Origin of the sequence: Anaerorhabdus sp. (genome assembly GCF_036641015.1) — a bacterium.
In the GTDB taxonomy this organism is placed as follows: Bacteria; Bacillota_I; Bacilli_A; order Erysipelotrichales; family Erysipelotrichaceae; genus Anaerorhabdus.
The window spans coordinates 24419-36695 of record NZ_JAVWFO010000003.1; the positions used below are offsets into that span (position 1 = coordinate 24419).

Sequence of the window (12277 nt, forward strand, 5' to 3'; positions counted from 1 at the left end):
AATGGCAATGTGGAATTTGTGGCATGGATGTCATAAAAAAAGTGAAGGATGTTTGAATTGCTACATGTTTCGTGGTGATTTTAAACGTGGAAATAATCCGGAAGATATCCATAAAACTAATTCTTTCTATGCGCCAATTGCTAAAAATCGTAAGGGCGAATATAAAATTAAAAAAGGTTCCATGATATGGACTTGTTTTACATCTGATTTCTTTTTAGAGGAAGCGGATGAATGGCGAGATGAAGCATGGGAAATAATAAAGGAAAGAAGCGATTGTGAGTTTTTCTTTATCACTAAACGCCCAGAAAGAATTAAAGACCATCTTCCAAATGATTGGTTAGATGGATACGATAATGTATGGATTGGGGTAACATGTGAGACGCAGAAAAGAGCAGACGAAAGATTACCTATATTTAAAACGTTACCAATAAAGAAAAAGAATATTATTTGTGAACCGATGTTAGAAAAAGTAGATTTTAGTAAATACTTAGATGATGATATTTATCAGCTTGTATGTGGGGGAGAGTCAGGTAGTAATGCAAGACCTTGTTATTATGATTGGATACTGGATTTAAAAAGACAATGTGAAGAATCTGGCGTTAATTTTTGGTTTAAACAGACAGGCTACAGATTTGTAAAAGATGGAAAGATGTATTTAGTTCCAAGAAAATTTCAGCATCAACAAGCTAGAAAAGCTAATTTGTAAAGCCGACAGAAATGTTGGTTTTATTTTTCAATTAAATATGACAATAGATGTCAAGATATGTGTATAATAATTGAAAAGAGGTAAAGTTATGTCGGCTGAAAGATTATTTAAGATTTTGAATCGTTTAATTGATAAAAACACATGTACAGCACAAGAACTAGCTGAAGAACTAGAGGTTTCAGTACGAACTATTTATCGTGATATTGATACATTAACATTATCTGGAGTTCCGCTAATTACAACTCAGGGTAAAGGTGGAGGTATCACTTTGCTGGATAATCATATTTTAAATAAAACCATGTTAACATCTTTTGAACAGGATCAAATAATAACTGCGTTGCAAGGTATGCAAGGGGCAACTGCCCATTCAAATGAATTAATATTAAAACTAAAAAACTTATTTCATAAAGAAACAAGTGATTGGATTGAAGTTAGTTTGAATGAATGGGGAATGACAAATAATTACTTTGAAATATTAAAAGAAGCAATATTAAAAAAACAGGTAGTTGAATTAACTTATTGGGGAACAAGTGGAAATAAAACTGTGCGTAAAATTAAACCAGCAAAATTAGTTTTTAAAGGTAGGGGTTGGTATGTTCAGGGGTATTGTTTAACTAGGAATGACTATCGTATATTTAAATTAGTAAGAATAGAAAAAATAGAAGTTTTAGACGAAACATTTACAGAACAATTGAATCCACCAAGTATTGAAAGTATAGATATAACTCATAATAAAAAAGTAATACTAAGTTTTGATTATCGAGTACAGAATAGGGTTGTTGAGGAATTTGATAATAATCAAATAAAGTATTTGGAAAATGAGATAGTGGTAGAAACATCTTTTCCTGTTGATATGTGGCTAAAAGAATACATATTATCATTTGGATCAGCAGTAAGAGTTATTGAACCAATGCAAATGAAACTAGAAGTGGAAAAAGAAATAAAAAAAATGATGAAACTTATTAATAACTGACAAAAGATGTCTAGTTTAGTAGTAGATAATAGAACTACGAAAAGGAGATATAAAAATGAAAATATGTCAAAGTTGTGGAATGCCACTAAATGAAGATTTGTTTGGAAAGAATAGTGATGGTACTAATAACGAAGATTACTGTTTGTATTGTTATGAGGATGGAAGGTTTACGGTAGATTGTACAATTGCTGAAATGATTGATTTCTGTATTCCTCATATGGAGGGAATGAGTGAGGATGAGGCAAGAAAAATGATGAATGAGATGTTGCCTCAATTAAAAAGATGGAAAAAAGCGTAGATTATAAAAAACTGGAAAAAGAATACTACATTCCATCTACGACACCGAGTATCATTACGATACCGAGTATGAAATTCATTATGATTGATGGCGAAGGAAATCCCAACACATCACAAAGTTATAAGGATGCATTAGAAGCTCTTTATGGATTATCATATTGCATAAAAATGAGTAAGATGAGTGGGAACCAACCAGAAGGATATTTTGACTATGTTGTACCACCACTTGAAGGATATTGGAGCGTAAACGATGGGCATTTCAATGGTATTAATGAGTTAAGAAAAGATAAATTTACCTGGACTTCGTTGATTCGCCAACCTGATTTTGTAACAAAAGAAGTATTTGAAAAAGCTAAAGAACAACTTAAGAAGAAAAAGCCAAATATTGATTTATCAAAGTGTTATTTTGGTGAAGTAGAAGAAGGATTGTGTGCTCAAGTAATGCATATAGGTCCATATGATAATGAACCAGAGACTATCGGAAAACTCGTAAACTTCATTATGCAGGAAGGTTATGAAGAAGACTTCACAACCCGAAGACACCATGAAATTTATTTAGGTGATCCAAGGAAAACGAAACCCGAAAATCTAAAAACAGTTATACGTCATCCAATTAAGGAGATTTAGATTATGTTAATTGAACATATCGATTTAAATCAAATAATATCTGTTGTTGGCAAAGATAAAGCTAAGCTTTTTAAAGAATTAACAGATATGATAAATAAGAAATATAATTTAGAAATTAGTTGGTTTGATGGTGGAAAGAAATGGGTATATGAATGTAAATACAAAAAAGGTAGTAAAACAGTCTGTTCATTTCTACTACGTGATAATACTTTGGGATTTATGATAATCTTTGGTAAAGATGAAAGAGAAAATGTAGAGGTATTACGACCAAATCTTTCAAAAGAAGTTATGAAAGTATATGATGATACAACAGTTTATCATGATGGAAAATGGGTTTTGTTTGAATTAGAAGATAGCTTGTATAATGAGGAACTATTAAAATTGCTTACAATAAAGAGAAAGCCAAAGATTTAGCTTTCTCTATTTTATTTTATTGAATTGGGTAACAAATTTCTGTTACGAATTCATTAGGGTTTTGCGTTTGACTGTAACCTACATGATAGATTGAAAAGTCCGGTCCTGCAATCTCATAATTATGTTCAGAAATCCAGTTAGCGATATGAATACATACCTCAGTAATATTTTCGTATCCTCCAGTAAAAGTTACCGATGCTACTTTAACTGGATCAATTCTCTTGAACTTAATATTCTCTGTATCTTTGTATTGACCAACAACATCCATTCTAATTTCTACATCTACGTCTGTTTCTTTGTATCCATCATCAAAGAATACAGCCATTCCTTTTGAATCGGTTGGATATTGGATATCCATGTTTAGCGAATGTAATTCTTCCATTAAACCTTTCCATAATAATCCTTCGTGTTGGTATGTAGGTATAATTCCTCTTTTACACATCATATTACGTGCGGGTAAATCTTTAACTTCAACTTTATAACTCATCAACATTTCCTCCTGTTTGATTTTGTTTATTGTTTTGGTTAAAGAATCAATTTTTTCAATTAATGATGACTGTTCATCTTTCATTTCTTCTAATTGAGATTGTAGATATTGAACAATGTCATCTCCATCAAGATAAGTAGATAGAATACGTTTTATTTTCGCAGTAGAAAAACCAAGGTAACTTAAATAATGAATATGTAACGCTAATCGTAGTTGTGTGGATTCATAGTAACGGTATCCATTATCTTTTACTACACAAGGTTTTAATAAGTCTTGTTCATCATAAAAACGTAGCATTCTAATGCTGATTCTAGATAGTTTTGAAAAGTCTGATATCTTTAACATGGGAGGACCTCCTCTTGAGCTCATCTTTAGTTTAAAGTATATCATCATGTTAGAGTCAACACTAAAAATTATTTTATTTCTTATAGAGCTAAAATATAAATTTGACAGATATTTTTTTCATCCCACAATTCTGGGAATGCTTCCAATTCTTTAAATCCTAATGTTCTATAAAAATGGTTTGTTTTATCATAGTGAGGATAGACACCTTCCTTGACAGTCTTAACTTGAATAAATGAAAATCCATGGTCTAATGCATATGATTTGAAAACTTCAAACAAGCTAGTTCCTATTCCTTTTCCCATGTAGTTTGAATTAACACCAATTACATAGATTTCAGCAGTATGCTGGCTCGTAGCTTTTAAGGAGATAAAAGCTACAGGTTTCTGGTTATCTAGGTATGTCCATAATGGGTATTTTCTATTGTTAGTAGCATATTCATCAATAGCTTCGGGAATACCAAACCAATCAGGTAATTCATTAAGAATTAGTCTAGTGATTTCTTCTTTACTATTAGAATCTTCAATTAATTTAATCACATATTTTCTCCATTTGTATTTGCGTTAAGATTTTATCTGCCTCTTCTTTACCGATGCAGTTTTCGATTATCTTGCAAGCAAATTCAATCGCAGCACCTAAGCCTACTCCGGTAATAATATTGCCGTCTTGGACAACTGTATCATCAATTAAATTTGCACCAATACATTTATCTTTAAATGTAGGGAAGCAAGTTGCATTTTTATTTTGCAATAGACCTAGTTGGCCAAGGATACTTGGTGCAGCACAAATAGCACAAATAAGTTTGTTTTGTTCGTTATGCTTTTTAATAATTGTTTTTAGTCTTTCGTTATCTTGTAAGTTTTTTGTTCCAGGCATTCCTCCTGGCAGTACTAATACATCGTATTCATGGAAATTAGTATCAATAAAACAATCATCTGCAGTAATAGTTACATTGTGAGAACTTTTAACTTCCAAGGTATCATTCATTGAAATGATATCAATTTCCATATTCGCTCTGCGTAATAAATCAACAACAAGTAATGCTTCACATTCTTCAAATCCATTGGCACAAAATATAGCTGTTTTCATTGGGTATCTCCTCGTTTCTAAACAACGTTGTATTTTAGTTCTTTTGTTTGGTTGATAAGTAATATGAGCATTGTCCAATATACTCATAAATTCATCAAAAGTATTGATAGTGGAATCTTTTAACTCATACTCTACTTCATAGTCAGTTATTCCATTATACTCATTCTTATCTATACATAACTCAGCATGAGATAGTTGTACAAGGTGGCGATAGGTATGTAGTTCACCTACACATCTTGGATTAACAATGTCATACTTTACAAAACATTCTTGTATTAATGGTTCATTAATATCGAATCTAGAAATAGGAAATTCTATTTCTTGATGACCATTACTTTGTTTAATTTTAAGTGTAAATATAAACTTATTATCTATTTTGCGAATACGACAGCCCATACGCCTTTCTTTAAGAGATGGGGTGGTATCAAAATAGTAATTAGTTTGTGAGATCAACTCGTGATTAGGATAACTATCGAGAAGAAGATTAAACTCTTCTTCAGTTAATAATACTTTGTATTCAATCTCTAATTTTGATTGCATTTAATCACTTCCTTCTATGATATAATATCACATATAAGGAAGTGATTTCATGAAGTCTTTTGTTGTGGTGCATCGGCCCGACTCTCAATCAGAGGAACTAGCTGGATATTTAAGGGATAAACTTAGTAAATATTTACAATACGATGAGGAACATCCAGACTATTGTTTTACAATAGGCGGAGATGGGACTTTTATTTATGCAATTCATCAGTATCATAATCAATTAGATACAATGAGTTTTGTGGGAATACACAGTGGTACTTTAGGTTTTTTTACGGATTATCGTAATAATGATATCGATCAATTAATTAAAGAAGTGGTTGAAAAAGAGGGTAAGATTGTGGAATCACAATTACTAGAGATTTCAATTGATGGTTGTATTGTAGAATATGCGATAAATGAAATGCGTGTAGAAAATAGTATGCGTACGCAAATATTAGATATTTATATTAATAACGAGAAGTTAGAAACATATAGAGGGACTGGGATTTGTGTTTGTACACAACTAGGATCTACTGCATACAATCGTTCGGTACAAGGGGCAGTAATTCAAGAAGGATTACCGGTAATCCAAATAGCAGAGATAGCGGGGATCCATCATCGTGAATTTCAATCGCTTGGATCACCTATTGTTTTAAAAGAGGATAGTGTAGTTAAATTAGTATCTGATAATTTTGAAGGGGCATTATTGTGCACAGATTCAACTTGTCAAAAGTTAGATGGAAAAAAGGAAGTAGTGTGTCGATTAAGTAAAAAGAGTGTTAGAATGATGCGTTATCGTGATGTTTCATATATAGAAAGATTGAAGTCTTTGTTCTAATGATAGGGATAGCGGCGATAAAAGACTATATGCCTTTTGATCAACAAGAGGAAATAACAAAAGAACATATCCTAAAGTGTGCTAGTATGTATGACAATATATTTACTCGTGAGTGTGAAGTGGGGCATATGACGAGCACAGGCTTTGTAATAAACAAAGAACACAATAAAGTTTTAATGGCATTTCATAATATATATCAGTCTTATTCTTGGACAGGCGGTCATAATGATGGAGATGAAGACTGGTTAAGGGTAGCAGAGAAAGAAGTATTGGAAGAAACAGGATTAGCTAGTGCTAAATGCATATCATCAATTATTTCGTTAGATGATTTACCAGTTCAAGAACATATGAAAAGAGGTAAATTAGTTAAGGAACATCGTCATTATAATGTTACATATGTTTTTGAGGCTGATGAAAATGCATCTATATGTATCAAAGAAGATGAAAATAGTGCATTAAAATGGATACCGTTTAATGAAATAGAACAATGGATTAGTGAACAAGAAATGATTCCAGTATATAATAAAATAATCAAGAGAATCGAGCAGTTATAAAACGGCCTTACATTGAATCGAGAAGGCAAAAATGATATGATAGACAGCGAGGTGGGCGTATGAAGAGATGGCATGCATTTTATGAAGCTTTACAATTACCATTGAAAATGCTTTTTCTTGCAATCCTATTTTTAGGGATAGGGAATTTAATAACTAATCAAGTGTTCAGTCCATATTGGACAATTGATAATCAATATGTAATTTTATTTGCAGAAGCAATCACAAGAATAGGAACTTTCTTGGTAGTATATTTTCCGTTTATTTTCTTCTTGCGTTTAGTATCAAGAAAAAGTAATGGTATAACAACAATCCTAATTGGGATTATGGGTTATTTTACATTTATCATTTTTACAATATTCTTTGCAAGTAATACATTACCTAGTGCTGCATTTTCATCGATATTTGGAATATCACTTCCATCATCACAGTTAGCGGCATTTGCAGGAAAAGTACAATACCCTGTACAAACAGGGATGGTAGGTGTAATTTTAATCACAATAACTACAAGAATTGCTTATAAACAATCAAGAAATAAATCAGCTTATGGTTTACTTGCATTTGTTGATCGAGATATGTGGGCAATGATATTGAATTTTATTTATTCAATTGCAATGGCATTTATTATTTGTTTTGTATGGCAATATTTATTTCAAAGTATTGATCAAATATCTAGATTTATTGCGAGTGATATTTCTAATCCTATCAATATATTTATTTATGGGGTTGCAGATAGAGTATTCTCAGTGTTTGGATTAGGATCTTTTATTAGACAACCGTTCTGGTTTGGTAATCTTGGGGGTTCTTGGATTAACCTAGTGGGAGAAAGCGTTGCGGGTGATGTTGGTATTTGGACAACAATGGTATCTCAAAACTTAGTTCCAGCTACAGCAGGAAGATTTATAACACCGTATTATGTATTAAATATATTTGCAGTTCCAGGTATGATTTGGGCGTTCTATGCTACATATACTGATAAAGTGGAAAAGCGTAGAATCAGATTATTCTTTGTTCTTGCGACAATATTGTCAATCTTTGCAGGTACATTGTTACCGCTAGAAATAATGCTTCTATTATTGTGTCCTTTATTATTTTTATTTCATGTTACATATACTGGAATTTTATTTGGATTATTCCAAGCATTAAAAGTAGCATTAGGATTTAGTTATTTTGGTAATGTTAATGTTGGCTTACCTGGTAATTTACTGGAATTTATGAATTTTGCACGTAATCCTAATTATAGTCATGTAATCTTAACGATATGTGTCGTTGGTGTAATTAGCTTGATTATCTATTTCTTAATTACTCGTTTATACTTTAAATATTTAGCTATTGATTTATTTAATAACGGTACGAGTAGAAATATTATTGATAAAACAATTGATGCGATGGGTGGGACATCTAATATAAAGATGTTACATGCTTCGGTTAATAGATTAACTATCCAAGTTTTTGATCCAAGCATCTTAAAGTTATCGATTCTAGCTGATTTAGGAGCGACCCGAATAGTAGAGACTAGAGCAGGATATTCTATCGATTATGGTTCAGGTTCGACCATGATAAAACGAGGAATTGAAAAGCAATTAAGAGCTGTTCAAAAGAGCGCATAAACCATCAGAGATGATGGTTTTATTTTAAAAGTTGCATAATATTGTTGTGCAATGTAAACTAATTAAATGCAAAGTGAGGCCATAGTTATGAAAGAAAAAACAGGAATATTACCTATAATAACAATAATTTTACGTTATATTGCAACGGCGGTATGCATAGCTATAGGGATATTTATTAGTACTGGTGGTACAAATTCAATGGTGGGGGCAACGATGGCGTTTGTTTGTGCAATCATGATTTGTCCTTTATTAGATACAGTAATGAAATTAATGAACTTACATTATGAGACATCTTTAAAGGCGCTAGTAGTTATAATTATGGTAATTGTAGATATTATATTTTCTAAGAGTACATATTGGTTCTGGATTAATATTGGAGTTTCTCTTGTATTAATCATATTATTTGGATTTTTATCTAATATTAAAAAAGTAATTAAACCATCGTTTGATGATGACGACGACGATGATGAAGAAGAGGAAGACCAATATATTGAACAACCTCGCTATAGTAACTATGTTTCTAAAAAAGAAGTAGTTGAGCCTAAAAAAGAAAAACCATTATTAGAAAAATTGTCTATTTTTGAGGAAGAAGAACCTGTTCGTTCTCCTAAGAAAATAGAATCATTAAATAGCCCAGAGTTATGTTACGAATATATTATGAATCATGGTTATGGCCAAGGATTTGATGAATGGGTAATTAAGGATAATATGGCACTGGTACTTGCTGCATTAGCTCCAAATGAAAAAATATTATTCTGTTTTATGGGGAATCATCAATATAAATCAGAGTTTGATCACCTAGGCGCTTTTGGCTATGCATTGACCAATCGCCGATTAATATTCGCTAGAAAAGGTGAAAATGGTCAAACTATTCAAGCTATGGCACTTCCTAAGATGGAACGTGTAACACTTAAAAAGGGTTTAGTAGATAGTGTAATGACAGTTGAGACAGCTAAAGCTACTGTGGCAATTGGCATGGATAATGATAGTTGTCGTAAGATTGCAGCTAGAATTCATCGTTTTATAGAGGAAATCAAACGTTTAAAAGAAAGACAACATATTCAACATTAAAACAAGCGATTTTAATGTGCTAATAACTAAATGAGAATATATAAGCAGATGTGCCAATTAAAGACTGATAAGGGCTAAGAATTTTGACATCAAAGTATTGATTTGGTATAATGTAAAAGCGCGAAAAGGAGAAGTAAACATGAAAAAATTCATTTTTACACTCTGTTTATTGGTGAGTTTTATTGGCTTAACAGGCTTTAAAGCAGAAGAGTTTTCCATTGAAAATTTAGATCAATATAACAAAGAGTTTAAAACCGAAGAAATTGAAGTGTGTTCAACTTCTTCAACAAAAACGTATATGCCGTACACAGCAATTACAGCAACTGGTTCAAAACAGTATAAGTATATTCAAGAACATATGACTGTAGATCAAACTACTGGTATGTTATATGATGAGGATGGATTTATCGGAGCAGCACTTGGGTATAGTTTTGGTGAGATTGGTACGCGTTACTATTTCACTCTTGATTCAGGTATTATCCTTCCAATTGTAAAAATAGATGCGAAAGCTTCACAGGATGCACCTAACGGGTGTTCACATTCAGCTGATGCTAGTGTAATTGAATTTGTAATAGATTCTAGTGTTGCTACTGAATACTTCGGTGCTGGGCCAACGGGACTTGTAAATCAAGGAAATTTCAATAACGATTCTAGATTAAAGGGTAACATCGAGAAGATTGAAAAAGTATTAAGTGAAAAGATTGAAGAAGGTGTCTACTATGAAACTACAGTAGATACACAAGAAATAGAAAAAAATATCATTGGGCAGGCGGATACAGAACTTGCACTTGAAGGTGGAATCAAATAAGTAGAGTTACTAAATTCTACTTTTTTTTATGAAAAAACGAACAAATATATCAAAAATACCTCATCTAACCACAATATAACCGTAAAATTGGTAACATAGATGTAACCAAATGCATTATTCCAACAATAAAAGTAAAAAATCAGGGAGATAGATATGAAGTTAATAAAAAAATTGTTATTTAAAAGCACTCGCAACATAGGAAGTGCATTTTTAATATCGCTAATAGTAGGGATAGTTATTCTACTTATTTCGATTTTCGGCAAGAATGATAGTAATGAATCATTAGAAGTATTCTTCATTGTGTTAAATATTTTTGTAATTTATGTTTGTTTAATTACATTAGTATTATTTATTGCATCAGGAAGTCGTTATTTAATAGCTATCAATAGATTTAAAAAAGGCATTCAAGAAGATGACATTTATGTAGAAGATGAAGATTTTGAGAAGTTACACCAAAGAGTTTATATATCTAAAAACTATATACTGCATACGCAAATGTCAGCTGGATTTGTACTACATCGCTCTTGGGTAACATCTTGTAAAGAAAAAACAATCTTTAGAGGGAACATATGTGTTCCTGTTATCGAGTTTATTGCAAAGAATAAAACATATTTAATTTCTTATACTAGAAATAAAAAAGATGATCGTGACCTTGTTATGACCGTATTAAAAACAAAGCTTGATGCAAGTTGTATTGATTATGATAATGAGATAAAATCGCAAGAAAATACAAATCATTCGACAATAAACTTTAAAGAGAAACAAGGTGGTTTAAATTTAATTGGATTTATTGCAATATCGTCGGTATTATTCCTGATATTTGGATTTGGATATTCAATTATTCGTGGAAATAAACCAAATTATAGTAAGCCAATAATAAGCAATGATGATAATACAAATACTCACGAAGAATCGTCAATTTATAGAGCGGTAGATTTTACTGAAAATGGTGAAATTGAGCTTAATTATGAAATAGAAGATGGAGTAACAGTTTTATACTTTTATAATAATTCTGATTATGTGTTTAAAGCTAATGCAACCATTGCATTTGGCAATGATGTTATGGAAGATGTAGAAACTTACTGGATAAGACCACAAGGATTTGATTATATAGATCTTGAAAATGTTGGAGATCCTACTGAATATCGTTTCAATACTGAACTGTATCGTGAGATTATAACACCAGCATCTATTGACTACTTAATTTATCCATCGAGTTTATTGGATACTTACGCATACGATATAGTAATTGATGGTGATAATAGTTTAGAGAATGTAATAGATATCGCGATTGATCAAGCTATTTATACAGAAATGGAAGAATTGAGCGCATTAACCTTGTTAGTTCATTCAATGGATATTGATACATTTATGACAGAAAATCCACCGGAAGACTTAAGTACATTAATTTACATAGTTGAAATTGATGTACCAACACAAACAGTAGTAATTTATGAGGCAACTGGGGATGAACCAAAAGAGTTAGAAAAATTTAATTATGAGGAGAAATATTATGAACGATAGTACATATTTTGAAGAGTATTCAATCCAAAAGCATTTAGTGAAATGCTTTGTATGGATGGCATTTGGATTTACATCGATTTTATTCTTTAGTTTAGTAGTAATTGGTAATACGATGAAATTAGATTTAACAAAGTATTCTTCTTTAATTGTAGGGGCGTTAATCACATTAATTGTTATATCAGTAATTGGTATATTCTTAAATATTCCATCATTTGATATCTATGTATGTTATGCAGGGGTATTTATTTTCTTAATTATTACAGCATATGATGTACAAAAGATTAAACAAAATTATGAAATTGCACGACAAGATGATGAAATGCTAGGTAAACTAGCAATCTATGGTGCGTTTGAATTATATTTAGATTTTATTAATATCTTCTTATATGTTCTACGTATCTTAGGTAAAAGAAAGTAA

General features: G+C 31.3%; 15 protein-coding genes. 12 read left to right on the forward strand and 3 right to left on the reverse strand.

Annotated features, from left to right (window positions below; all coding sequences use genetic code 11):
• The first annotated feature begins 1 nt into the window (after position 1).
• From RR430_RS00915 to RR430_RS00935, 5 genes are all read left to right on the forward strand, one after another.
• The gene (locus RR430_RS00915) at positions 2 to 706 is read left to right on the forward strand and encodes a DUF5131 family protein (RefSeq protein ID WP_332487115.1); all 705 of its coding nucleotides are present in this window, start codon (positions 2 to 4) and stop codon (positions 704 to 706) included.
• Between the two features lie 88 nt (positions 707 to 794).
• The gene (locus tag RR430_RS00920; RefSeq protein WP_332487116.1) at positions 795 to 1679 is read left to right on the forward strand and encodes a helix-turn-helix transcriptional regulator; all 885 of its coding nucleotides are present in this window, start codon (positions 795 to 797) and stop codon (positions 1677 to 1679) included.
• Positions 1680 to 1734: 55 nt separating this feature from the next.
• The gene (locus tag RR430_RS00925) at positions 1735 to 1977 is read left to right on the forward strand and encodes a zinc ribbon domain-containing protein (RefSeq protein ID WP_332487117.1); all 243 of its coding nucleotides are present in this window, start codon (positions 1735 to 1737) and stop codon (positions 1975 to 1977) included.
• The gene (locus RR430_RS00930; protein WP_332487118.1) at positions 1962 to 2603 is read left to right on the forward strand and encodes a GyrI-like domain-containing protein; all 642 of its coding nucleotides are present in this window, start codon (positions 1962 to 1964) and stop codon (positions 2601 to 2603) included. Before RR430_RS00925 ends, RR430_RS00930 begins: the two co-directional genes overlap by 16 nt.
• A 3-nt stretch (positions 2604 to 2606) precedes the next feature.
• Positions 2607 to 3017 carry a DUF3788 domain-containing protein gene (locus RR430_RS00935; protein WP_332487119.1) on the forward strand — a complete coding sequence of 137 codons (411 nt, stop codon included), beginning with the start codon at positions 2607 to 2609 and terminating at the stop codon, positions 3015 to 3017.
• A 16-nt stretch (positions 3018 to 3033) separates the two neighbouring features.
• Here RR430_RS00935 and RR430_RS00940 read toward each other — a convergent pair whose 3' ends face one another.
• The 3 genes from RR430_RS00940 to RR430_RS00950 form a co-directional block, all read right to left on the reverse strand.
• The gene (locus RR430_RS00940) at positions 3034 to 3849 is read right to left on the reverse strand and encodes a MerR family transcriptional regulator (RefSeq protein WP_332487120.1); all 816 of its coding nucleotides are present in this window, start codon (positions 3847 to 3849) and stop codon (positions 3034 to 3036) included.
• An 80-nt stretch (positions 3850 to 3929) separates the two neighbouring features.
• The gene (locus RR430_RS00945) at positions 3930 to 4385 is read right to left on the reverse strand and encodes a GNAT family N-acetyltransferase (RefSeq protein ID WP_332487121.1); all 456 of its coding nucleotides are present in this window, start codon (positions 4383 to 4385) and stop codon (positions 3930 to 3932) included.
• On the reverse strand, positions 4378 to 5475 hold the full coding sequence (locus RR430_RS00950) for a DJ-1 family glyoxalase III (protein WP_332487122.1): 1098 nt from the start codon (positions 5473 to 5475) through the stop codon (positions 4378 to 4380). Before RR430_RS00950 ends, RR430_RS00945 begins: the two co-directional genes overlap by 8 nt.
• Before the next feature lie 49 nt (positions 5476 to 5524).
• On the opposite strand from RR430_RS00950, the gene RR430_RS00955 reads away from it, so the two are divergent.
• From RR430_RS00955 to RR430_RS00985, 7 genes are all read left to right on the forward strand, one after another.
• On the forward strand, positions 5525 to 6295 hold the full coding sequence (locus RR430_RS00955) for an NAD kinase (RefSeq protein ID WP_332487123.1): 771 nt from the start codon (positions 5525 to 5527) through the stop codon (positions 6293 to 6295).
• Complete coding sequence (locus tag RR430_RS00960; RefSeq protein WP_332487124.1) at positions 6295 to 6849, forward strand: NUDIX hydrolase; 555 nt, start codon at positions 6295 to 6297, stop codon at positions 6847 to 6849. Before RR430_RS00955 ends, RR430_RS00960 begins: the two co-directional genes overlap by 1 nt.
• A gap of 59 nt (positions 6850 to 6908) precedes the next feature.
• On the forward strand, positions 6909 to 8456 hold the full coding sequence (locus tag RR430_RS00965; RefSeq protein ID WP_332487126.1) for a hypothetical protein: 1548 nt from the start codon (positions 6909 to 6911) through the stop codon (positions 8454 to 8456).
• A gap of 87 nt (positions 8457 to 8543) precedes the next feature.
• Positions 8544 to 9527 carry a PH domain-containing protein gene (locus RR430_RS00970; RefSeq protein ID WP_332508558.1) on the forward strand — a complete coding sequence of 328 codons (984 nt, stop codon included), beginning with the start codon at positions 8544 to 8546 and terminating at the stop codon, positions 9525 to 9527.
• 139 nt (positions 9528 to 9666) lie between these two features.
• The gene (locus tag RR430_RS00975; RefSeq protein WP_332487128.1) at positions 9667 to 10335 is read left to right on the forward strand and encodes a hypothetical protein; all 669 of its coding nucleotides are present in this window, start codon (positions 9667 to 9669) and stop codon (positions 10333 to 10335) included.
• 153 nt (positions 10336 to 10488) lie between these two features.
• Entirely contained in the window at positions 10489 to 11859 is a 1371-nt protein-coding gene (locus tag RR430_RS00980; protein WP_332487129.1) for a hypothetical protein, read from the forward strand.
• Positions 11849 to 12277: a Bax inhibitor-1/YccA family protein gene (locus RR430_RS00985; RefSeq protein WP_332487130.1), complete on the forward strand. Its 429-nt coding sequence runs from the start codon at positions 11849 to 11851 to the stop codon at positions 12275 to 12277. The genes RR430_RS00980 and RR430_RS00985 overlap by 11 nt, the downstream gene beginning before the upstream one ends.